22 protein-coding genes are annotated in these 22772 nt (G+C 67.7%); 12 read left to right on the forward strand and 10 right to left on the reverse strand.

The genetic code is table 11. The features are described from left to right. Nucleotides 1-86 precede the first annotated feature (86 nt). Nucleotides 87-1376 (forward strand): O-antigen ligase family protein, encoded by a 1290-nt coding sequence (locus VH569_RS05175; protein WP_423314427.1) that lies wholly within the window; start codon nucleotides 87-89, stop codon nucleotides 1374-1376. Next, nucleotides 1373-2311: a glycosyltransferase family 9 protein gene (locus VH569_RS05180; RefSeq protein WP_423314428.1), complete on the forward strand. Its 939-nt coding sequence runs from the start codon at nucleotides 1373-1375 to the stop codon at nucleotides 2309-2311. Before VH569_RS05175 ends, VH569_RS05180 begins: the two co-directional genes overlap by 4 nt. On the opposite strand, the gene VH569_RS05185 is transcribed toward VH569_RS05180, so the two are convergent. Continuing rightward, entirely contained in the window at nucleotides 2308-3939 is a 1632-nt protein-coding gene (locus tag VH569_RS05185; RefSeq protein ID WP_423314429.1) for a hypothetical protein, read from the reverse strand. The two genes, VH569_RS05180 and VH569_RS05185, sit on opposite strands and share 4 nt — an antisense overlap. Before the next feature lie 278 nt (nucleotides 3940-4217). Between VH569_RS05185 and VH569_RS05190 the strand changes: the two genes are divergently transcribed. Further along, the gene (locus tag VH569_RS05190) at nucleotides 4218-4733 is read left to right on the forward strand and encodes a DUF2934 domain-containing protein (RefSeq protein ID WP_423314430.1); all 516 of its coding nucleotides are present in this window, start codon (nucleotides 4218-4220) and stop codon (nucleotides 4731-4733) included. A 93-nt stretch (nucleotides 4734-4826) separates the two neighbouring features. Continuing rightward, a complete protein-coding gene (locus VH569_RS05195; RefSeq protein WP_423314431.1) occupies nucleotides 4827-5171 on the forward strand; it encodes a four-helix bundle copper-binding protein in 345 nt (114 codons plus the stop codon). 27 nt (nucleotides 5172-5198) lie between these two features. Here VH569_RS05195 and VH569_RS05200 read toward each other — a convergent pair whose 3' ends face one another. Genes VH569_RS05200 through VH569_RS05210 form a run of 3 tightly spaced genes read right to left on the reverse strand, consistent with a single transcriptional unit; the run spans nucleotide 5199 to nucleotide 8382 of the window. Continuing rightward, complete coding sequence (locus VH569_RS05200) at nucleotides 5199-6743, reverse strand: DHA2 family efflux MFS transporter permease subunit (protein ID WP_423314432.1); 1545 nt, start codon at nucleotides 6741-6743, stop codon at nucleotides 5199-5201. A 34-nt stretch (nucleotides 6744-6777) separates the two neighbouring features. After that, nucleotides 6778-7902: a biotin/lipoyl-binding protein gene (locus VH569_RS05205; RefSeq protein ID WP_423314433.1), complete on the reverse strand. Its 1125-nt coding sequence runs from the start codon at nucleotides 7900-7902 to the stop codon at nucleotides 6778-6780. Between the two features lie 33 nt (nucleotides 7903-7935). Next, nucleotides 7936-8382, reverse strand: coding sequence for a MarR family winged helix-turn-helix transcriptional regulator (locus VH569_RS05210; RefSeq protein ID WP_423314434.1), 447 nt, complete (start codon nucleotides 8380-8382; stop codon nucleotides 7936-7938). Nucleotides 8383-8666: 284 nt separating this feature from the next. Here VH569_RS05210 and ilvD point away from each other — a divergent pair, with 284 nt between their 5' ends. Both ilvD and VH569_RS05220 read left to right on the forward strand, forming a co-directional pair. Next, nucleotides 8667-10532 carry a dihydroxy-acid dehydratase gene (gene ilvD, locus VH569_RS05215; protein ID WP_423314435.1) on the forward strand — a complete coding sequence of 622 codons (1866 nt, stop codon included), beginning with the start codon at nucleotides 8667-8669 and terminating at the stop codon, nucleotides 10530-10532. Nucleotides 10533-10769: 237 nt separating this feature from the next. Next, nucleotides 10770-13841 carry an ATP-binding protein gene (locus VH569_RS05220; RefSeq protein ID WP_423314436.1) on the forward strand — a complete coding sequence of 1024 codons (3072 nt, stop codon included), beginning with the start codon at nucleotides 10770-10772 and terminating at the stop codon, nucleotides 13839-13841. A 7-nt stretch (nucleotides 13842-13848) separates the two neighbouring features. On the opposite strand, the gene VH569_RS05225 is transcribed toward VH569_RS05220, so the two are convergent. Further along, complete coding sequence (locus VH569_RS05225) at nucleotides 13849-14310, reverse strand: ribbon-helix-helix domain-containing protein (RefSeq protein WP_423314437.1); 462 nt, start codon at nucleotides 14308-14310, stop codon at nucleotides 13849-13851. Between VH569_RS05225 and VH569_RS05230 the strand changes: the two genes are divergently transcribed. The 5 genes from VH569_RS05230 (at nucleotide 14297) to VH569_RS05250 (ending at nucleotide 17908) form a co-directional block, all read left to right on the forward strand. Then, entirely contained in the window at nucleotides 14297-14494 is a 198-nt protein-coding gene (locus VH569_RS05230; RefSeq protein WP_098735841.1) for a hypothetical protein, read from the forward strand. The genes VH569_RS05225 and VH569_RS05230 overlap by 14 nt on opposite strands. Before the next feature lie 117 nt (nucleotides 14495-14611). Beyond that, on the forward strand, nucleotides 14612-15883 hold the full coding sequence (locus VH569_RS05235; RefSeq protein ID WP_423314438.1) for a YcaO-like family protein: 1272 nt from the start codon (nucleotides 14612-14614) through the stop codon (nucleotides 15881-15883). Next, nucleotides 15880-16632: a TfuA-like protein gene (locus tag VH569_RS05240; RefSeq protein ID WP_423314439.1), complete on the forward strand. Its 753-nt coding sequence runs from the start codon at nucleotides 15880-15882 to the stop codon at nucleotides 16630-16632. Before VH569_RS05235 ends, VH569_RS05240 begins: the two co-directional genes overlap by 4 nt. A gap of 77 nt (nucleotides 16633-16709) precedes the next feature. After that, nucleotides 16710-17420 carry a Crp/Fnr family transcriptional regulator gene (locus VH569_RS05245; RefSeq protein ID WP_377811724.1) on the forward strand — a complete coding sequence of 237 codons (711 nt, stop codon included), beginning with the start codon at nucleotides 16710-16712 and terminating at the stop codon, nucleotides 17418-17420. A gap of 107 nt (nucleotides 17421-17527) precedes the next feature. Beyond that, complete coding sequence (locus tag VH569_RS05250; RefSeq protein ID WP_423314440.1) at nucleotides 17528-17908, forward strand: ribbon-helix-helix domain-containing protein; 381 nt, start codon at nucleotides 17528-17530, stop codon at nucleotides 17906-17908. A 209-nt stretch (nucleotides 17909-18117) separates the two neighbouring features. On the opposite strand, the gene VH569_RS05255 is transcribed toward VH569_RS05250, so the two are convergent. The 5 genes from VH569_RS05255 to VH569_RS05275 form a co-directional block, all read right to left on the reverse strand. Further along, entirely contained in the window at nucleotides 18118-18906 is a 789-nt protein-coding gene (locus VH569_RS05255) for a 3-hydroxybutyrate dehydrogenase (RefSeq protein WP_376966340.1), read from the reverse strand. 6 nt (nucleotides 18907-18912) lie between these two features. Then, nucleotides 18913-19566, reverse strand: a complete 654-nt coding sequence (locus VH569_RS05260) for a 3-oxoacid CoA-transferase subunit B (RefSeq protein ID WP_098735836.1) — start codon at nucleotides 19564-19566, stop codon at nucleotides 18913-18915. 17 nt (nucleotides 19567-19583) lie between these two features. Further along, on the reverse strand, nucleotides 19584-20243 hold the full coding sequence (locus tag VH569_RS05265; RefSeq protein ID WP_423314441.1) for a CoA transferase subunit A: 660 nt from the start codon (nucleotides 20241-20243) through the stop codon (nucleotides 19584-19586). 2 nt (nucleotides 20244-20245) lie between these two features. Beyond that, nucleotides 20246-21637, reverse strand: a complete 1392-nt coding sequence (locus VH569_RS05270) for a GntP family permease (RefSeq protein WP_098735834.1) — start codon at nucleotides 21635-21637, stop codon at nucleotides 20246-20248. A gap of 64 nt (nucleotides 21638-21701) precedes the next feature. Further along, nucleotides 21702-22136, reverse strand: coding sequence for an SRPBCC family protein (locus VH569_RS05275; RefSeq protein WP_423314442.1), 435 nt, complete (start codon nucleotides 22134-22136; stop codon nucleotides 21702-21704). Nucleotides 22137-22504: 368 nt separating this feature from the next. Here VH569_RS05275 and VH569_RS05280 point away from each other — a divergent pair, with 368 nt between their 5' ends. Next, a complete protein-coding gene (locus VH569_RS05280) occupies nucleotides 22505-22705 on the forward strand; it encodes a heavy-metal-associated domain-containing protein (protein ID WP_423314443.1) in 201 nt (66 codons plus the stop codon). Nucleotides 22706-22772 lie beyond the last annotated feature (67 nt).

Below are 22772 nucleotides of genomic sequence, written 5' to 3' on the forward strand. Positions count from 1 at the left end.
GCCGCATGCCCCGACCGCGCGCCGTTGCTTTCGGGGCGGGAGTGCGGTTAAGTCGCCGCCGGTTTCCGCTGATCCGCGTCAAGGTCATGCCCGTCAAGTCCCTGGACGCCACCGCGTCGCGCCCCGCTCCCACAGCCACCCGCCCGTCTCCCGCCGGCCGCGGGGTCGATGCCGCGTTGCATGGCGTGGCCGGGGCCGCCGCCCTGGTGCTGGGGCCGCTGGCCGCACTCGCCCCGCGCGGACTGCCGGTCTGGGCCATCCTCGTGCTGGTGCTGTCGCTCGTCGGGCTCGCCCGGCGCGGCGCCTTCGGGCGCATCCTGCGGCCGACGCCGCCGGTCGTCGCCGTTGGCGGCTTCCTTCTTCTGGCCCTGGCTTCCACCCTGTGGAGTCCGTCGGACCGCGCGCTCGCGACGGTGCTGGAGATCGGCTACATCGCGCTCGGCGCGCTGGCCGGCGGCGCCTGGATCGCCGGACTGCCGGCAGCCGACGCGCGCCGGCTGGCCGGGTTGTTCCTGGCCGGCGGGCTGGCCGGCGGGCTGCTGTTCGCGGTGGAGGCGGCGCTGGACTTCCCGCTGAACCGCTGGTGGAACAGCGTGCCCGACGACCAGCTGCCCAACCTGCTGAACGGCAATGTGCCGAAACGGACGGCGGCGCTGCTCTGCCTGCTGGTCTGGCCCGCCGCCCTGGCGGTGGACCGCTTCGGGCGCAAGGCGCTGGCCCTGCTGGTGCCGGTCGGCTATGCGCTGGCCTGCCTGCCGCTGACCAGCCGGTCGGCCATGCTCGGCATCGCCGCCGGACTGGTCACGCTGGCCGCCGCCCGCCTGTCCGCCACCTGGACCCGCCGGCTGTTCAGCGCCGCAGTGACCGCCGCCTTCCTGCTGGTGCTGCCCGCCGCCCTGCTGTTCTCCGGCCCGCTTGACCTCGACCATTCCGGCCTGCTGTTCCGCTCCGCCCAGCACCGGGTGGAGATCTGGGGCCATGCGGCGGAGCGCGCGCTGCGCACGCCGGTGTTCGGCCAGGGCATCGACGCCTCGCGCTCCCTGCCGCCGGAAGGTGCCGTGTCGGAATTCTCGCCGATCGGCGACAGCCTGCTGCCGCTGCATCCGCACAACGCCTTCCTCCAGGTCTGGCTGGAGACCGGGGCGGTCGGGGCGGCGCTGGCGCTGGCGGCGATGCTGCTGCTGCTGGCCGCCACCGCCCGGCTGGAGCGCCGCGACCAACCCTTCGCGCTGGCGCTGTTCGCCACGGCGATGGCGATGGGCAGCACCGCCTACGGCATCTGGCAGCCCTGGTGGATGGCAGGCTTCCTTTCCGCCGCACTGATGCTGCGGCTGGCAACCCGTATCGGGGCCCGTACCGGGAACAAGACACGATGAGCAAGCGTCCGCTCCGCATCCTGGTCATCAAGCTGGGCGCCTTCGGCGACTTCTTCCTGGCCCAGACCGCCTTCGCCGCCATCCGCCGCCACCATGCCGGCGACCGGCTGACCCTGCTGACCCTTCCCTCGCTCGCCCCGCTCGCCCGGATGAGCGGCCTGTTCGACGAGGTGCTGGAGGACCCGCGCGACCGCTCGCTGTCAGCCTATCTGGCGATCCGCCGGGCCTTGCGCGCCCACCGCTTCGACCGCGTCTACGATCTCCAGGCGCAGACGCGCACCGACCTCTATCACCGCCTGCTGTTCCCCGGCCCCTGGCCGGAATGGTCGGGCACCGCCCGCGGCGCCTCGCATCCCGACCGCTACGAAGGCCGGCGCAAAGTGCCGGTGCGCGACCGCTATGTCCGCCAGCTCGCCCCCTTCGGCATCGTCCCGGACCAGACGCCGGATTTGTCCTGGCTCGACGCCGACATCGCCAAATTCGGTCTGCCGGAGCGCTTCGCCCTGCTGGTTCCCGGCTCCTCCCCCGGACGGCCGGACAAGCGCTGGCCGGCCCGCCGCTATGCCGAGGTGGCGGCGGCGCTGACGGAGCGCGGCATCGTGCCGGCGGTGATCGGCACCGGCATCGAACGCGACCTCGCCCGCGTGATCGCCCAAACCTGCCCGCAGGCGGTCGACCTGACCGACCGCACCAGCGTGCCGGAGCTGGGCGGGCTGGCGCGCCGGGCCTGGGGGGCGGTCGGCAACGACACCGGCCCGACCCACCTGATCGCCGCCGTCGGCTGCCCCACCGTCGTGGTGTTCTCCGACGCCTCCAACCCGATCCACAGCACCGGCCCGCGCGTGCTGATCCACCACCGCCCTGACTTCAACGACATCGACAGCGCCGGCGTGGTCGAGGCGCTCGACCGCGCGCGGACCCTGGGAGGTTCCTAACGGCAGAAGGGAAACGGCGCCACCTTGGGCATGTAGATCGGGATCCACTCGCAATGGGTCGCCGGGTTCGGCAGTTTGCGGGTTTCGATGACCGGCCAGGCATGGGCCGCGACGACGACCAGCGCCACGCCGCCCAGGATCCAGCGCCGCGGCTTCTTGCCCTCCAGCAGCCCCGGCATCCGCGCCAGCACCCAGGCCGCGGACAGGATCGCCAGCGGGTCGGTGTAGGCGGCATAGGCGCGCTGGAAGCCGCGCAGCGAGAACAGGGACTCCAGCCCCCAGGCAACCAGCAGCAGGAACAGCGCCTGCACCGCGGCCAGTCTTTCCCCCCGCCGCCACAGCACCACGGCGCCCGCCAGCGCGAACCACTCCACCACGATGGTCTGCGGAATGTTGTCGGGGTGCAGGACGATGGTGCGGATCGCCAGCGTCCGGCCGATGCCGGCCAGCAGCAGCCCGAGCGTCCCCTGCCCGACCACATTCCCCTGGCCCTGCAATTCCGCCCCATGCCGCCAGGAGGAGAAGACGAACATGTGCTCGACGAAGTTCGCCACGGCGATGGCGTTCTGCTCGTTCCAGCGGATGTCGAGCGCCAGCAGCCCGACCGCCAGCCCCAGCAGCACCGCCGCCGCCCCGGCGACCACGCGGGCCGCCGGCACCCGGTGGACCGCCGCATGGACCAGGATGCCGACCAGCACCCAGCCGGCGACGATGCTCTGATAGCCGCCGCCCGACAGCCCGCCGCCGGGCCAACTGCCGACGGGCGTGTAGGGATAGACCGCCCGCCCCCAGCCGGCCAGCCCGGCCTGGATCAGCCCGAAGGCCGGCACCGCAGCCGCCACCGCCAGCAGCCCGACCAGCGCGGCAACGCCCCAGCCCTTTTCCGGCACGGCCTCTGCCCGCCGTCCGAACAGGATCGCCGCCACCGGCAGCCCCATCGCCAGGAAGACCGCCTGCACCTTGGTCACCATCGCCAGCCCGACCAGCAGGCCGCCCAGCGCCAGTTGCAGCAGCGATGCGCCGCCACACAGCTTGCCGGCCGCCGGCCGCACCGCCCGCAGGACCAGCAGCAGCCCCAGCACGACGAAGCCGGCCGACAGCAGGTCGGTGCGCATCTGCCGTCCCTGCGCCGTCAACCCGACGCCGAAGGCCAGCAGGATGCCGGCCAGCAGCGCCACCCGCCGGTCCTCCACCAGCCCGCGCAGCAGCGTGGCATAGCTGACGGCGAAGGCGGCGGTCAGCAGGATCGACAGCGCCCGCCCGGCCTGGACCAGCGACTGCCACACCGCTTCGGTCGCGGCGACGTCGCTGCCCGGCGGCAGGGCCGACAGGCTGGCGGCCGGCAGCAGCCCAACCGCATGCAGCAGCCGGTACCAGAGGTCGATCACCAGGAAATAGCCGTAGCCGGGATGGTCGAAATACTCCTGCGGCAGCCCGTCGCCGAACAGCAGCCCGTGATAGGCCATCACCAGATCCTGATCGGAATGCACCCAGTAGGGCAGCCGGAACCCGACCAGCAGGACCGACAGCGCCATCGCCGCCGCCAGCCCGGCGCACAGCAGCCACCAGGGCGCCGCCGCGACGCGGTCGAACAGGGAGGGACGGGCGGCGGAGGGTGCAGGCATCATGATTGGCACGGCTCAAGGGTCGGGTTGGCCGCCTTGTGGCACGGAACAGGCCGGTTGGGAACCATCTCCCGTTCCCCTCGGGAAGCATCTCCCATTCCCTTCGGGAACCAGACGCCTGCTCCGGTGTTGCCCTCATGGAACGGCGGAGTCGGGAGTCTCCGTCTCTTTCGTGGTGCCTCCCACGAGTGGCTTTGCAACGTTGGCGGGGCGCTGCCACAAAATACGGTATGGCAGACCCGCCGGGCAGACAATTGCCGCACAGACACATGGGGAACTCGATGGCCGATACCGACGATATCCAGGAGCGTATCCGACGCCGCGCCCACGAGTTGTGGGAGAGCGAGGGCCGTCCGCACGGCCGCGACTCCGACCATTGGACCCAGGCCGAGGCGGAAGTCCGCGGCGCCGGTGCGCTGGAGCCGACCGGCAAGGTCGCCGGCTCGCGCAAGAAGCCCCCCATTTCCAAGGCCACCTCCAAGACCGCCGGCAAGAGCACCCGGGCCGCCGCCGAATCCCTGTCGGAGGTCGCGAGCACCCCGGCGGAGAGCGCCAAATCCGAAGCGGCCAAGCCTGCGAAGGCCAAGCCGGCCGCCTCCAAGGCGCCTGCCTCCAAGCCGAAGGCCGATGCCGCTCCGGCCGAGCAGGCCGCCTCCGTCAAGGCTCCGGCGAAAACCACCGCCAAGGCAGCACCCACCAAGTCTACGGCAGCCAAATCCACAGCCACCAAAACTCCGGCTGCAAAGCCCCCGCGCAGCTCGAAGAAGGACGGCGGCAAGAGCGCCACGGCCGGCTGACTTAACCTTCCTTGCCGGAACTCAGCGTCGGAACTCAGCGGCCCCGGAGCCGGTTGTCGGGTCATCCCTGCACTCTTCTCCGGAGGACCCGCCATGGCCGGCACGCCGTCGATGGACGACTGCATCCGCAACTGCACCGACTGCCACACGATCTGCCTGGAAACCGTATCGCACTGCCTGACCAAGGGCGGTGCGCATGCGGAGGCCGGGCATGTCCGCCTGATGCTGGATTGCGTCGACATCTGCCGCACCAGCGCGGATTTCATGATCCGCGGCTCCCGCTTCCACCATCTGACCTGCGGCGCCTGCGCCGAGATCTGTGCGGCCTGCGCCGACCAATGCGACCGCATGGCCGACGACGCCATGATGAAGCGGTGCGCCGAGATGTGCCGACGCTGCGCCGAAAGCTGCCGGGCGATGTCGAGCATGGCCGCCTGACCGGAAACTCCGATTGGGCGTGCACCCCTACTCCATCACCGCCGCTTCTTCCGGCGCCGGGGCCCCTGCCTTCGGCCGCCGGAGCAGCAGCAGCATCGGGATGACCAGCAGGGCGACATACATCATCAGCTTGAAGTCGTCGATGTAGGCGATCATCGCCGCCTGCTGCGTGACCTGGGCGTTCAGCATCGCCAGCGCCTCGGGCGCGGCGGTGACCTGCTCGGTCATCGCCTGGGAAAAAGGCGTCAAATGCGCGGCCAGGCTGGCGTGGTTGATCTGGGTGTTCTGCGACAGCAGGGTCATCACCACCGAGATGCCGACGCTGCTTCCCAGGTTGCGGACCAAGCTGAACAGGCTGGCGGCGTCGGTGCGCAGCCGCGGCTCCAGCGTGGCGAAGGCGATGGTGCTGAGCGGCACGAACACCAGCCCCAGGCCCAGCCCCTGCACCACGCCGCTGATGATGATCGGCTCGCGGTCCATCACGATGGTGAAGCCGGTCATGTACCACAGCGACCAGCTGGTCAGCAGCACGCCGGCCAGGATCAGCAGCCGCGCATCCACCCTGCGCACCAGCCGGCCGACCATCAGCATCGAGATCATCGTGCCGACGCCGCGCGGCGCCAGCACCAGCCCGGTGGTGACCGTCGGGTAGCCGAGCAGGTTCTGCAGCATCGGCGGCAGCAGCGCCATGGTCGCCAGCAGGATCACGCCGATCACGAAGATCAGGACCAGCCCGGTGACGAAATTGCGGTCGCGCAGCAGCGCCGGGTCGATGAAGGGCTCCGTCTTCGTGTTGCCATGGGCGGTGGCGATGTGGATGGCGAAGACCCAGAAGGCGCAGGCGGCCAGCGCCGTCTCAATCCAGATCTCGGTCGCACCGAACCAGTCCAGCTGCTCGCCGCGGTCCAGCAGCATCTGGAAGGCGCCGACCGCCAGACCCAGCATGGCGAAGCCGAAGAAATCGAAGCTGCGGATGCGTCCCTTGGTCTCGTGCAGGAAGACCGCCATGCCAGCAAAGGCCAGCAGCCCGACCGGCAAATTGATGTAGAAGACCCAGCGCCAGCTGAAGCTGTCGGTCAGCCAGCCGCCCAGCGTCGGCCCGGCAATCGGGCCGACCATGATGCCGGCGCCCCACAGCGCCATCGCCTGCCCGTGCCGCTCCTTCGGGTTGATGTCCAGCAGCACCGACTGCGACAGCGGTACCAGCGCCGCGCCGAAGATGCCCTGCACCAGCCGGAAGGCCACCATCTGCGTCAGGCTGCCGGCCAGCCCGCACAGCACCGACGCCGCGGTGAAGCCCGCCACCGCGATCAGAAACAGGCGCTTGCGCCCGAACCGGTCCGCCATCCAGCCGGTGGCCGGCGTCGCGATGGCCGCCGCGACGATGTAGGAGGTCAGCACCCAGGTGATGGTGTCCTGCGCCGCCCCCAGGCTGCCCTGCATGCTGGGAAGCGCGACGTTGGCGATGGTGGTGTCCAGCACCTGCATGATGGTGGCGAGCATGATCGACACGGTGATCATGCCGCGATGCTTCACCTCATGCGGGGCTGCCGGGGATTGGGGAACGGCCATGGAATGCCTGCCGATGATGGGATGCGTGGTTGCCTTAGCGGATCGCCGCGACCGCGTTGCCGATGGCGCCCGGCAAGGGCCGGCTGTAGTGGGTGTCGACCTCCACCTCGGCGCTGAGGCCGGTGCGCAACGGCACGGGCTCGCCCTCCGTCCGGTCGATGCGGAGGCGGACCGGCACCCGCTGCACCACCTTCACCCAGTTGCCGGTAGCGTTCTGGGCGGGCAGGACCGAGAATTCCGATCCGGTGCCGGCGCCGATGCTCTCGACATGGGCGGTCAGGGTGCGGGCGGAATAGGCGTCCAGCACCACCGTCGCGGTCTGGCCGACCGCCATATGGGTCAGGTCAGTTTCCTTGAAATTGGCCTCGACCCAGCTCGACCCGCTCATCACCAGGCTGACCGCCGACAGCCCGACCGAGGCGTATTGCCCGACCAGAAGCCGGTCGGTCTGGCTGACCACGCCGTCGGCCGGCGCCGCCACCACCGTGTGGTCGAGGTCGCGCTGCGTCGATGCCTTCTTCGCCAGCGCCTCCAGCACCGTCGGATGGCGGTCGGTGGGGATGTCGGGATCGCCGCCAAGGGCAGCGCGGGCGCTGATCACCGCCTGTTTCTCCGTGTTCAGGTCCTGCTGCGCCGCCATCAGGTCATGGCGCACCGAATCGTAGGTGGCCCGCGCCGCGACACCGGTCTTCAGCAGATCCTGCTGGCGCTGGAACTCGCGCTGCTCGAAGGAGACCTTCTCTTCAGCCGCGGCCTGCTTGGCCTGCGCCTCGCCCAGGTCGGCGCGCAGCTGCTCCACCTTCAGCCGCGCCGAGGCCAGCGCGGCGTCCGCCTGCTGCAAGGCCAGCCGGTAGGGTTCGTCGTCGATGCGGAACAGCAGGTCGCCACGATGGACCGGCTGGTTCTCATGCACCGCCACCTCGACGATGCGGCCGGAGATGTCCGGGCTGATCGTCACCTTGTCCTGCTGGACATAGGCGTTGTCGGTCGAGACATAGCGTCCGCCCACGACATATTCATAGCCGCCGCCGACCGCCACCAGCAGCGGCAGGGCGGCCATCAGCAGCCAGCGGCGCCAGCGCGTCCGTCGGACAGGCTTGGCGGCCGGATTCTGGGCATCCGGGCGGGTATCGGTATCGCGGTCGGTCACGGCGGTCATGGCGGTCGGGTCCCGAAGAAAAAAGCGGGGTCGTCAGGCTTTGGCGGCGATCTTTTGAGCTGAGGTCTTCGCGGGCGGTTCGGCCCGGCGGTCGGAGAGGTTGGCGCGCATGTGGGCCAGCATCTCGACCAGCATGGCTTCGGCATCGGGCGGCAGGCCGGCGAGCGCCTCCGCATAGAGCCCGGTGGCGAGCGCCCGGCCCTGCTCCAGCACCGCATGCGCCTTCGGCGTCAGGTGCGGCAGCCGGGCGCGCCGGTCGGTCGGATCGGTGCGGCGTTCGATCCAGCCGCCTTCCTCCATGCGGTCGATCTGCCGGCAGAGGGTGATCGGCTCGATCTCGAGCAGGTCGGCCAGCGCCGCCTGCTTGATCCCCTCGTTCCGCGCCAGCGTGGCGATCACCGACCATTGCGCGCGGGTCAGGCCGAGATGGCGGGCGCGCTGGTCGAAACGGACGCGCATCAGGCGCGCCGTGTCGGTCAAAACGGCGCCCAGACTCGTCGAATGGGCATTTGCGGAGCGGGGATCGACAGGGGAGGGCATCGGCAGATCGTAAGCTTGCTTATCGGTTCCTCAAAACTAATAAGCATGCTTATCATCGGCAATCCTCGCGGCGTGCATGGCAGGGCCACGCCCGCGTCGCGCCTCCGGCGCCCTGGACGGGATCGCGCCTCTGGCGCGCGCGACAGGAGATTGCTAAGGTGCCCACCCGTTTCGTTCCATTCCTTTCGCCAATTCGCCAAAATCGACCAGCTGAGGACCGATCCATGCCGCACTACCGTTCCCGCACCTCCACCCACGGCCGCAACATGGCGGGCGCGCGCGGCCTGTGGCGGGCAACCGGCATGAAGGACGGCGATTTCGGCAAGCCGATCATCGCCATCGCCAACTCCTTCACCCAGTTCGTCCCCGGCCATGTCCATCTGAAGGATCTGGGCCAGCTGGTGGCGCGCGAGATCGAGAAGGCCGGCGGCGTGGCGAAGGAGTTCAACACCATCGCCGTGGACGACGGCATCGCCATGGGCCATGGCGGCATGCTGTACAGCCTGCCCTCGCGCGAGCTGATCGCCGACGCGGTGGAATACATGGCGAACGCCCATTGCGCCGACGCGCTGGTCTGCATCTCCAACTGCGACAAGATCACGCCCGGCATGCTGATGGCCGCGATGCGCCTGAACATCCCGGCGGTCTTCGTCTCAGGCGGCCCGATGGAGGCCGGCAAGGTCAAGTGGCGCGGCAAGATCAAGTCGGTCGACCTGATCGACGCCATGGTCGCCGCCGCCGACCCGACCGTCTCGGATGAAGAGGCGGCGGAGATGGAGCGCGGCTCCTGCCCGACCTGCGGCTCCTGCTCCGGCATGTTCACCGCCAACTCGATGAACTGCCTGACCGAGGCGCTGGGCCTGTCGCTGCCCGGCAACGGCACCATCCTGGCGACCCACGCCGACCGCAAGGAGCTGTTCCTCGCCGCCGGCCGGATGGCGGTCGATCTCTGCCGCCGCTGGTACCAGGAGGAAGACGCCACCGCCCTGCCGCGCGGCATCGCCACCAAGGAAGCGTTCGAGAACGCGATGACGCTCGACATCGCCATGGGCGGTTCGACCAACACCGTCCTGCACATCCTGGCGGCGGCGCAGGAGGGCGACATCGATTTCACCATGGAAGACATCGACCGGCTGTCGCGCCGCGTCCCCAACGTCTGCAAGGTCGCTCCCGCCGTGGCCGACGTCCACATCGAGGACGTCCACCGCGCCGGCGGCATCTTCGGCATCCTTGGCGAGCTGGACCGCGCCGGCCTGCTGAACCGCGAGGCCCCCACCGTCCATGCCCCGACGCTGGGCGAGGCGCTGGACCGCTGGGACGTGATGCGCACCCAGGACCAGTCCGTCCACACCCTGTATCGGGCCGCCCCCGGCGGCATCCCGACCGTCGTGCCCTTCAGCCAGGAACGCCGCTGGCCGGAACTGGACCTCGACCGCGAGAAGGGCGTGATCCGCAAGGCCGAGAACGCCTTCAGCCAGGACGGCGGCCTCGCCGTGCTTTACGGCAACATCGCGGAGAACGGCTGCATCGTGAAGACGGCGGGCGTCGACGCCTCCAACCTCGTCTTCGCCGGCCCGGCCCGCGTCTTCGAAAGCCAGGACGACGCCGTCGCCGGCATCCTGGGCGACGTGGTCAAGGCTGGCGAGGTGGTGGTCATCCGCTACGAGGGGCCCCGCGGCGGTCCCGGCATGCAGGAAATGCTGTACCCGACCAGCTATCTGAAGTCGAAGGGGCTGGGCAAGGCCTGCGCGCTGGTGACCGACGGCCGCTTCTCCGGCGGCACATCCGGCCTGTCGATCGGCCACGTCTCTCCGGAAGCGGCCCAGGGTGGCGCCATCGGGCTGGTGCAGGACGGCGACCGCATCGAGATCGACATTCCCAACCGCATCATCCGTCTCGCCGTCGACGAGCAGGAGATGCAGCGCCGCCGCGACGCGATGAACGCCAAGGGCATGGATGCCTGGAAGCCGGTCAACCGCGACCGTCTGGTTTCCCCGGCGCTCCGCGCCTATGCCGCCCTGACCACCAGCGCCGACCGCGGCGCCGTGCGTGACGTGACCCAGGTGGAGAACATCGCCGTCCGCCGCTGACATGGCTTAGGCGACGGGCGCCGACAGCGCCGCAATCAGGCACAATGAACATTCATCACAAGTAACAATCAAAGCGCCGCGCAAGTCGCGGCGCTTTCTTTTTGCCAGGAATTACATACACAGATATGTTACTTTCCGTTGGCGGGAAAATCTTCGGGTGTCGCATCGCTCGGATGTTCGCAAAATTCGAAATGCATGCTCTAATATGCCAACGCGAATTCCGCGAGGGGGGCGGACGTGGCGGACACCATGTTGGGCGCAGCGACGGACGAAGGCCGTCCCTGGCAGGAGGCATCTCGCCTGCCGGGCGATAAGCCGCGCGAACGCAAGGTCGTCACGGCGATGTTCGTCGACATCGTCCGTTCCTCCGCCATGGTGGCAGGCCGCGATCCCGAGGATGCGGACGATCTACTCCTTTCGATCCTGAACCGTGTGACGGAGGCTGTGCCGCGCTTCGAAGGCACGGTGACCCAGATGTTGGGTGACGGCTTCCTGGCGACCTTCGGCGCCCCCGGCGCCAAGGAGGACCATGCGCTGCGCGCCTGCCTTGCCGCCCAGGACATCCTCAGTGCCACCCGCGACGAACAGGGGCGGCCTCTCTTCCACATCCGCATCGGCATCAGTTCGGGTGACGTCGTCGCCCATGTGGTGACCAATGGCCTGTGGACCGACTATCGCGCGGTCGGCGAGTGCGTGCATATGGCCGCCAAGCTGCAGCAGCGCGCGGCTTCCGACACCGCGCAGCTCAGCCGGGACACGCTGGACCTGATCCCGGTTGGGGTGGCGGCGCGCCCGATGGGAAGCCTGCGCCTGTCCGACGAGGTGGAGCCGATGCCGGCCTTCCTGCTCGACGGGGCGCGTGCCGTCCGCCGCACCGCCACCGACCTGCTGTCCGCCACCGACGCCCCGCATGTCGGCCGGGAGGAGGAGGTGGCGACCCTGTTCGCCATCGCCGATTCGGTGGAGGCCGGGGCACCCGCCCAGCTTCTGCTGCAGGGAGAGGCCGGAATCGGCAAATCCCGCCTCGTCGGCGAGTTCCTGCGCGACCCGCGCAGCCGGCGCTGGACCCTGCTGCAATGGCCGCAGATGCCGATCCGCCGGCTGGCAGATCCCGACGACCTTGAGGCCGTGGCGCTGAGCCTGGCCGAACAGGTGGCCGGCTGCGCCAGCGAGGAAGGCATCGGCTGGGTCTGCGAGGCGGCACGCCGCCGGTCCGGTTCGCTGGCCGGCGATGCCGTTCGCGCGCTGTTCGGCCGACCCGGGCTGGATCCGCTGTGGAGCGGCCTGGACGCGGCGCAGCGCCTGTCCTTGGGCATCGAAGGTCTGGTGGGGGCGACGCTGGAACTGGCGGCACCGCTCGGAACCGGCGGTGAAAGCGACTCGGGGGATGGGTCGGCGAGTGGGGCAGTGGGCCGACCGCTGCTGGTGCTGGTGGAGGACGCCCATTGGGCCCGACCGGTGATGGTACGGCTGCTGGACCGGCTGGCCCAAGCGCTGCCGGGGTCGAGGGCCCGGCTGCTGCTGCTCGCCACCCGGCGGCCCCCCCCGCTGGGACCGGAGTCGGAGGAGCGGGGCTGGAGCGGCCGTCCGGGCGGGCGCCGCATCGATCTGGGCATGCTGTCGCCGGATCAGGTGCAGAGTTTCCTGGCCCACTGGCTCGGCCCCGACTGGTCGCTGGTGGAACTGAAAGCCCAGGTCGCCAGCCGCTGCCAGGGCGTTCCGCTCTATCTGGAAGAGGTTCTGCGCACGCTTGAGGCGTCGAACGCCATCGAGGGCACGCCGGGCGCCTACCGGCTGATCGATCCGCTGGTGGTCCACAAGCTGCCGCGCACGCTTCACGCCCTGCTGGCCGAGCGCATGGACATGATGACGCTGGAGCGGCGCCGGCTGCTGATGAATGCCGCCGTGATCGGCACCACCTTCGACGTCGGGCTGCTCCAGGCGCTGACTGGATTGTCCACGCCGGTCCTGTCCGACTCCCTGGCCTATCTGGAGCGCGCCGGCTTCGTGCTGCGCACCCGTCTGCTGCCCAACCTGGAATATTCCTTCAAGCATGCACTGATCCAGGAAGTCGCCTACGCCACCCTGACCAAGTCCGACCGCCGGGCGCTGCATGCCCGCGTGCTGGAGGCGTTGCGCCATCGCCGCGACCACGACCTTCCGAACCGCCTGGACCTGCTGGCCCACCATGCCTTCATGGCGGAGAACTGGCCGGCCGCGCACCTGTTTGGCCGGCGGGCGGGCGAAAGGGCCGAGGGCCGCTCCAAACTTGAGGACTCCAGCCGGCATTACGCCAACGCCCTGGCCGCGGTGCGGCATCTGCCGGATCATCCAAGGAACACGGCGCGTCAGATCGATCTGCTGATCGCACTCCCGCGGTCGCTGCTGCCGCGTGGGTCGATGGGTGTGGACGACCACCTGCAACGGGCCATCGCCATGGCGCGGGAGTCGGACGACCGCATCCGCTATGCCCGCGCCTGCTCGATGCTGGCGTCGTTCCTGTGGACCTTCGGCGATCTGGATCAGGGGCTGGCACTTTGCCGGGACGGCTTGTCCGCGCTGGACGAGCGGGACGACCGCCGCACCCGCGTCCAGCTTCTGTTCCGGCTGGGCGGCCTGCAAACGGACAAGGGGCTTTTCGTCGACGCCCTGGAAACGTTCGAGCTTGGCGCCGCCATGCTCACCACATCCCGCCCGCACGACCGCTACGGACTGGCAACCGTCGCACAGGTGCATATGGGCAGCATCGCGGCACGCTGTCTTGCCCAACTGGGACGGGCCGAAGAGGCGGTGGAGGCCGGTCGCCGGTCGGTCGAGATCGCCGAGGAAAGCAATCACCTTTTCTCGAGACTGTTTGCCCTGACGCATCTGGGATGGACGCAGATCATCTGCGGGCATTTGAAAGACAGCGTCCCTGCATTCGAAACCGCATTGTCCATCGGGCACGCCATACACGCTCCGCTGCTGCTGCCGCTGGTTATGGGCGGCATCGGATATGCGTCGGTCCTGACAGGAAACCGGGAGGCCGGTTTCGCGATGTTCGATCGCAGCTTCGCGCTTTTCCACCAGCAGGGGGCGATTCGGGGCAAGCCGCATCCGCTAGGATGGTTGCCTCATGTCCAGATCTGGTATGCGGACGCCCTGGAATCTGTAGGAAAGCGCGTGGAAGCGCTCAAAATGGCGCATGCGGCCTTGGAAACCGCGCTGCTGACGACCCAAATCTCAAGCCAAGCACGTGCTAGGGAATTGCTGGGCCGCCTGAATGGAAGGAAAATATCCTCCCAAATTAACGAGGAAATTTTTTTTTGAAGTCCACTTAAGCGGCTTCGATTCCACGAAAATATTCCAGCACAAAAGTGCGGATTGTAGAGCTGAGTGCGGCTGTCTTCAGGCGCTTTTCCTCCAGCTCAGCACATAACTGCTGTGTCGGCTTTCCTTCCATTCTAGCAATAGCATCCAGCCCTTCCCAGACCGCTTTTTCAAGGCGCAATCTGGATCTTGCTCCGTTCATGAAAACGACACGGTCGGAGAGCTGAGGCCAAACCATCAGGTCTTCGAGGTCGGCGGAGCCGTGACCGGATGCGATACTACCGCGCTTCTTGTTGGTGGCTCGCAGCATGTTCGTTTCTCCACTCAATCCGTCACCGCTCGACACACCTGATACCCCGCCCGCCCCAGTCATGAAGTGAAAAACTTCACAGACCGAACCCGTTCGAATCCTAAGAATTGGCGGCATCAGCAAGCCAGATAGGAGTTCATTCGAAATGTCGCTCTCCATCTCCCAGTCGTCGATGATCCGTGGCGCCGACGGTCGCCTGTATGCCGTGTCCGCTCAGGGCGTCACGGAAATTGCTGAGATCCAGGCCTCGACCGCCCGGAATCTGGTCCGCTCGGGTGACCGCAGCACCTTCGATGCCGCCGATCACGAGGCTGGCCGCTTCAGCATCACCCCGGGCGCCTGATCGGGATCCCGGTTCCGGTTTTTGGACCGTGGCCACCAGCACCGATGAGGTGCTGACCGGCCACGGACCCGGAAACAGGGTGCCTCTTCGATTTCACTCCGCCCCGGATCAGCCGCGATGCCCTTCGATCTGCTCGATATCAAAGCCTCCGTTTCGGATGCGGTGAAGGCCCATACGGTCGGCACCCACCGGGTCGTGGCACCCGAACAGACCCTGGCGCGGGTCGCCCCGTTCCTGCCGATCATGGGGATCACCCGGGTCGCAAATGTCACCGGGCTGGATGCCGTCGGCATTCCGGTGGTGATGGTGACGCGGCCGAATTCGCGCTCCATCTCGGTGTCGCAGGGCAAGGGGGTGACGCTCGCCGCAGCCAAGGCGTCGGGGGTCATGGAGTCGATCGAGAGCTACCACGCCGAACGCATCACCCTGCCGCTGAAGTTCGCCAGCTTCGAAGAGCTGCGCTGGACCCATCCGGTGGTGGACGTCGACCGCCTGCCCCGGCTGTCGACCGGAAGTTTCAATCCCCACAGCCCCATCCTGTGGATCGAGGGTCAGGACTTGCTGAACGGCGGCCCGAAATGGGTGCCGTTCGAAATGGTCCACCTGAATTTCACCGTGCCGATGGCCCCCGGCCACGGCGCCTTCCTGGCCGGCTCCAACGGCCTGGCATCCGGCAACCACAAGGTCGAGGCGATCAGCCACGCCGTCACCGAACTGGTGGAGCGCGACGCGACCACCCTGTGGCGCCTGCAGGATCCCGCAGCCCAGGCCGCGACCCGCATCGACCTGGACAGCATCGACGATCCGGTCTGCCGCTCGCTCATAGACCGCTTCGAGGCGGCTGGCGTCGCCGTCGGTGTGTGGGAGACCACAAGCGACGTCGGCCTGCCCGCCTTCCTCTGCCGCATCGTCGAGCGGGAGGAGCTGCCCCAGCATTCCATCCGCCCGGCCACCGGCATGGGCTGCCACGTGGCACGCGAGATCGCCCTGTCCCGCGCCTTGACCGAGGCGGCGCAGAGCCGCCTGACCTTCATCGCCGGCGCCCGCGACGACATGCCCCGTGCCGAGTATGAGCGCCACCTCGACCCCGCCCACTATGCCCGCTGGAAGGCGATGATCGTGGAGGGCGCCGGCAGGCGGCCCTTCTGCCACTGCCCGACCGGCGCCGCCCCCACCATCGAGGCCGATCTCGCCCATCAGCTCGACAGGCTGCGCGCCGCCAGCATCGAGGAGGCGGTGGCGGTGGACCTGACCAAGCCGGAATTCGGCATCCCGGTCGTCCGTGTCGTCGTGCCCGGACTGGAGGGTGCCGACGAATCCCCCGATTACCTGCTGGGTGAACGCGGCCTGCGCGCTCTCGGCAGCAAAGCCATGGAGAAGGCGGCATGAGCGGCGTCTATGTCTTTCTGGGCCCCACCCTGCCGCGCGAGGATGCGGCGCTGGAGCTGGACGCCACCTATCTGCCGCCGGTCGCCCAGGGCGACGTTCTGCGGCTTTGCGCTGAAAAGCCGGCGGCCATCGGCATCATCGACGGCTTTTTCGAAAGCGTGCCGTCGGTCTGGCACAAGGAAATCCTCTACGCCATCCACGCCGGTATTCCGGTGTTCGGCGCCTCCAGCATGGGCGCCCTGCGCGCGGCGGAACTGTATCCCTTCGGCATGATCGGAGTCGGCGCCATCTTCGAGGCCTTCCGCGACGGCCGGCTGGAGGACGACGACGAGGTGGCGGTGATTCACGGCCCGGCCGAGCTGGGCTACACCTCCCTGTCGGAGGCGATGGTCAACATCCGCCGCACCCTGTCCGACGCGGTCGCCGACCGGGTGCTGACCGCCGGGACGGCCCTGCGCCTGGAGTCCATCGCCAAGGAGCTGCCCTACCGCGAGCGCGGCTATGGCCGGATGCTGCGGCTGGGCGGCGACATCGCTCTGCCGGCTTCCGAACTGGCGGCTTTTCGCGGCTGGCTGCCTCAGGGTCGCTTCGACCAGAAGCGCGAGGACGCCAAGGCGATGCTGCGCAGCATGGCACGCCGGCTGGGCCGCGCGACGAGCGATGACGCGACGACCGAAGCCCGTTTCCATTTCGAACACACCGTCCTGTGGGAGCGTGCCCTGCGCGATGCGGCACCGCTCGCGATGTAAGCGCGTTTTGGCTAGACTGATCGCGCCGGGGTGGCGATGACCGCCAGCCCGGCGCGAAACTGTGTCTGGACGGACGGATGAACGCGCCTGTGGATGTCGCATCGGTTCTGAGGCGCAACCGGCTGCTCGGGGAACTCGATCCCGAGCAGATGGCCGAGATGGTGACTCTGGGCCGCATGGCACGCTTCGATGCCGACCAAATCATCTTCGACAAGGGCGACCCCGGCGACAGCCTGTTCGCCGTGCTGAAGGGCCAGATCGCCATCCGCACCTCCTCGGCGGATGGCAAGACCATGCTGCTGAACATCCTGGAAGCCGGCGATGTCCTGGGTGAGATCGGGCTGATCGACGGCCGGGAGCGGACCGCCGCCGCGGTCGCCCTGCGGCCGGTCGAGCTGTTCCGGATCGACCGCGCCGACTTCATCCCGTTCCTGGAGCGCCACCCGCGCCTCTGCACCCGCATGATGATCGTCCTTTGCGACCGGCTGCGCTGGGTGTCGGAGAACATCGAGGACGCCGTGTTCCACGATGTTCCACGCAGGCTCGCGCGCCGGCTGCTGCTGCTGTCGGACAGTTACGGGCAGGATACTTCCGCCGGCCGACGGCTGACTTTGCCCCTGTCCCAGGAAGCATTGGCGAACATGCTGGGCGTCACCCGTGAAATGGTGAACAAGTGTCTTGGCGCCCTGCGCAGAACCGGAACAGTGACATATGCCAAAGGTTTTATCGTCATCAACGATCTGGCTTTGCTCAAGGACATGGCCGGGGATCCGGAACGCACCCCCTAGGGGGAATCCTTACATGCCTAAAGTTTTGTTCCCAAAACCCGTTGTGGTCGCGTTATAGTGTTCATGCGTTGGGGGCAATCGCACGGGTAGCACGAGGGCATACGAACATGTCGAGCGTTGGGGACAGCAAATCTCGCGTCGATCAATCTACAGGTGCCGCTTCTCTGGCCTCTCGCACGCTGAAATTGTCTGGACGTGACGTTTCGATCCGGCTTGAGCCTTCCTACTGGGAGGGGCTGGAGGAGATCTGCCGGCGGGAAGTTATGACGGTGGACGAGTTGTGCGACGATGTCCGTAACCGCATGGAACAGCAGGCCCGCCATTCATCGCGGTCGGGCGTTTCCCTTGCGAATGCCCTGCGCGTGTTCGTTGTCGGCTATTTCCGGCAGGCGGCGACCGAACGCGGTCATGCCCGCGCCGGCCATGGACAGGGCCGCCCGTTCATCGCGACGCCCTTCGACACGGTTCCGGCCACCAGCGACACCTGAAACCGGAAAGAAGCAGCCCCGGAAACGGACCTTTCGATCCGCTCCCAGGACGCTTCGGTGCCCGTCCAGCCCAAGCCGCTTTAGAGTGTGATCGGTTCAAGCGGAATCGCTTGAAGCGTGAATCACACGGAAAACCAAAAGCTTAGAGTCCGTCTGGTGTTTCAATGAGCATCAGACGGACTCTAGAACTGCTTGGGCCGACGCTCCGTTTACTGGGCGGTCCAGCCGCCATCCATGGTCAGAGCCGCGCCGCGCATGTTGCCGGCGGCCTCGGAGCACAGGAACACCGCCAGCTCGCCCAGCTGTTCCGGCGTGACGAAGGATTTGGACGGCTGCTTCTCGCTGAGCAGTTCGCGGCCGGCCTCCTCCACCGACAGGCCGCGCGTGGCGGCCAGCGCGTCGATCTGTTTCTGCACCAGAGGCGTCAGCACCCAGCCCGGGCAGATGGCGTTGCAGGTGATGTTGGTCTCCGCCAGCTCCAGCGCCGTCACCTTGGTCAGGCCGATCACGCCATGCTTGGCGGCGACATAGGCCGACTTGTTGACCGAAGCCACCAGCCCATGGACCGAGGCGATGTTGATGACCCGGCCCCAGCCGCGCGCCTTCATGCCCGGCAGAGCGGCGCGGGTACCGTGGAAGACGGCCGACAGGTTGATGGCGATCACCGCGTCCCAGCGCTCCACCGGGAAGGCATCGACGGGCGACACATGCTGGATGCCGGCATTGTTGACCAGCACGTCCAGCCGGCCATAGGCCGCCTCGGTGGCGGCGACCATCGCCTCGATCTCCTCGGGCTTCGACATGTCGGCGCCGTTGTGGGCGACGCGCACGCCGAACTCCTTGGACAGCGACTGGCACAGTTCGGCGATGTAGCCGGCATCGCCGAAGCCGTTCAGCATCAGGTCGGCACCCTGGCCCGCCAACTGCCGTGCGATCCCAAGGCCGATCCCGCTGGTGGACCCAGTGACGAGCGCAGCCTTCCCCTTCAGATTGGTCATTCTTCTTTATCCTTCGATCGGCATGGAACGGAGGTCCGGGGCGATGATCAGTTCGCACCCGGTGTTGGCGATCACCTGCTCCACCGTGACACCGGGGGCGGTTTCCTTCAAGACGAGGCCGGCGTCGGTCGGCTCGATGACGGCAAGGTCGGTCACCACCAGATCGACCCGGCGGACCGACGTCAGCGGCAGGGCGCAGCGTTCGACGATCTTCGCCTCGCCCTTGGCGCTGTGCTGCATGGCGACGATCACCCGGCGGGCGCCGGTGACGAGGTCCATCGCGCCGCCCATGCCCGGCACCATCTTGCCCGGCACCATCCAGTTGGCCAGCCGCCCTTCGCGGTCCACCTGCAGGCCGCCCAGCACGGTGACGTCGAGATGGCCGCCGCGGATCAGCCCGAAGGAGAAGGCGCTGTCGAAGGACGCCGCCCCCGGCAGGGCCGAGATGGGCGAGCCGCCGGCGTCGGTCAGGTCGTGGTTTTCCGCCCCGGTGATCGGGCCGGACATGCCGACGATGCCGTTCTCGGACTGGAAGAACACATGGCGGCCGGGGGGGACATAGCGGGCGACCAGGGTCGGCAGGCCGATGCCCAGGTTGACGAGGTCGCCGTCCATCAGCTCCAGCGCGACGCGCTTGGCGATCAGGGTCTTTTCATCCATGGCTTTCTACTCCCCGATCAGCGCGGCGTTGCGGCGACGATGTAATCGACCAGCACCGACGGCGTCATCACCGCGTCGGGCGGGATGCAGCCGACGGGCAGGATGTCTTCGGCCTCGGCGATCACGGTGGCGCCGGCCATCGCCATCAGCGGGTTGAAATTGCGGGCGGTCAGCGCGTAGGTGAGGTTGCCGTACAGGTCGGACTGCTTGGCGGCGACCAGCGCGAAATCGGCCTTGATCGGCATTTCCAGCAGATAGGTGACACCGTCGATCTCGACCGTGCGCTTGCCCTCCTCCACAATGGTGCCGACGCCGGTGGCGGTCAGAACGCCGCCCAGCCCGACGCCGCCGGCGCGGATGCGCTCGGCCAGCGTGCCCTGCGGCACCAGCTCCACCTCGATGTCGCCGGCGATCATCTGCTTCTGCGTTTCGGGGTTCAGGCCGATGTGGCTGGTGACGACCCGGCGCACCAGCTTCTCCACCACCAGCTTGCCCAGGCCGTTGTTGGGCCGGGCGGTGTCGTTGGCGATGATGGTCAGGTCGCGCTTGCCCTGGCGGATCAACTCGTCCACCAGCCGGTTGGGGCCGCCGACGGCCATGAAGCCGCCGATCAGCAGGGACGCCCCATCGGGAATGCGCGCGACGGCGTCCTCCAGGGAAATGAGCTTGTTCTTCATGATCAGACGATCCCGGTCAGGTAGTAGACGGCGATCACGAAGAAGACCGCCAGCGTCTTGATGCAGGTGACGGCGAAGATGTCGCCGTAGGATTGCCGGTGCGTCAAGCCGGTGACGCCCAGCAGGGTGATGACGGCGCCATTGTGCGGCAAGGTGTCCATGCCGCCGCTGGCCATCGAGGCGACGCGGTGCAGGACCTCCATCGGGATGCCGGCGGCATTGGCGGCGGTGATGAACTGGTCGGCCATGGCCGCCAGCGCGATGCTCATGCCGCCCGACGCCGATCCGGTGATGCCGGCCAGCGCGGTGACGGTCACCGCCTCGTTCACCAGCGGGTTGGGAATGGCGGCCAGAGCGTCACGGATCACCAGGAAGCCCGGGAGCGCCGCGATCACCGCACCGAAGCCGTATTCCGACGCCGTGTTCATCGAGGCCAGCAACGAACCGCCGATGGCGGCCTTGGTGCCTTCGGCGAAGCGCTGGGATACCGGCTTCCAGGCGAAGGCCAGCACCAGCAGGATACCGCAGAGCAGCGCCCCTTCCACCGCCCAGATGCCGGCGACGGCGGAGACCTGCGTCACCAGCGGCTTGGCACCGGGGGTCAGGGCCACCTCATTCGTGGCGCCGTAGACGCTGGGGATCGCCATGGTGAACAGCTTGTTCAGCACGCCGACGGCGACCAGCGGCGACAGCGCCAGGATCGGGTTCGGCAGCGCCTCGGACGCCACGGCTTCCGGCTCGTTGGTGTGGCCGCTGCCATAGCCCTCGCCGCGCGCGATGGCCGAACGGACGCGCCATTCCAGATACAGCAGGCCCAGCGTCAGGATGAAGACCGAACCGATCAGGCCCAGCCAGGGAGCGGCATAGGCGTCGGTCTTGAAGAAGGTGGTGGGGATGATGTTCTGGATCTGCGGCGTGCCCGGCAGCGCGTCCATGGTGACGGTGAAGGCGCCGAGCGCGATCACGCCGGGAATCAGGCGCTTGGGGATGTCGCCCTGCCGGAACATCTCGGCCGCGAAGGGATAGACGGCGAAGACCACGACGAACAGCGACACGCCGCCGTAGGTCAGCAGCAGGCAGACCAGGACGATGGAGGTCACCGCACGCTCGCGCCCGACCAGCTTGATCACGGCCGAGACGATCGACTTGGAGAAGCCGGACAGCTCGATCACCTTGCCGAACACCGCGCCCAGCAGGAAGACCGGGAAGTACAGCTTCACGAAGCCGACCATCTTGTCCATGAACAGGCCGGTGAAGATCGGCGGCACCGCGGACGGGTCGGTCAGCAGCACGGCCCCCAGCGCCGCCACCGGCGCGAAGAGGATGACGCTGAAGCCCCGGTAGGCGACCAGCATGAGGAACGCGAGCGCTCCCAGGCAGATCAGGAAACTCATTTGGACGATGCTCCCTCGGTTATTCTTTTCCGACGCTTGGCGTCTGGAGTGTCGTTTTCGCGATTCACGGATGAAGCAGAGTGCGGAGCCGGGCCATGCCGGCGTCGTAGAGGTCGCGGACGAACCGTTCGGCCTCCGCCTCCGTCCCCTCTTGCAGGTGGGAGGCGGAGGGATGGAAGGTGGCGGTCCAGTGAAGCACCGCTTGCCCCTCCCCATCGGCCCGCAGGCGGATTTGCGCCAGCAGGTCGGCGACCGGATACGGCCCCTCGATCACCGCATAGGTGTAGGCGTCGTCGACCCGGCTGACATGTTCCAGCCGGTGGACGACCGGCGAGCCGTCGTAAAGCCGCAGGCGCCTGAGCGCGCCCTTCTCCGTCCCGTCCACGGTCATGGAAACCGCGCCGGGATACCATTCACCGACAGCGCCATCCCACCGCACCAGCGGCCACACGCGGCGCGCCGGGACAGGCAGAAGGGTTGTTGCGGTGACAAGCGGCATCGCGGCGCTCTTTCCTGGAAAATCCTAGGCCTGGAAATCCCGAGACGGGTGCATGCATCCGTATCAGCAAGGGTTATGCCAGGACGGCCTTGACAGGTTGTCGCAGGCGAAACCTTTGGAATAGCGGACTTTTTGCAGTGCACACTAAAATCGCCAAAGACCAAAATTTCTCTTTTCCGAGATTATCAGTCGAAGAATTGTCTCATTTTCAAGATTTAGTCTTCTTTTTGAGACGACGCTTCGAGGCGTGACGATCAGGGCGGCAGGTGGTTGAGCGGACCTGCGGAATGCCGCTTGACCTTCCCGTTGCTGGAAGGTGCAGCCTTTCCAAATCACCTGTGCCCCTCAACCCCCAAGGGAGAAGATTCATGCTGACGTTGAAGGTTTCCGGAATGACCTGCGGCCATTGCGCCCAGACCGTGACCAAGGCCGTGGAGGCCCTCCCCACCGTGGAACGCGCCCTGGTCGACCTGAAGGCCGGCGAGGTCACCGTCGAAGGCAGCGCTGACGAATCCGCCATCCGCCAAGCCATCGAGGATGCCGGCTATGAGGTACAAGGCCGGGCGTGAAAGGTCATCACAAAAAAGAAAATGGGCGCCGGACCATTGTGGCCGACGCCCATTCTCGGTGACGTTT

It is taken from the genome of Azospirillum sp. 11R-A, assembly GCF_049472615.1.
Classification (GTDB): Bacteria; Pseudomonadota; Alphaproteobacteria; order Azospirillales; family Azospirillaceae; genus Azospirillum; species Azospirillum palustre.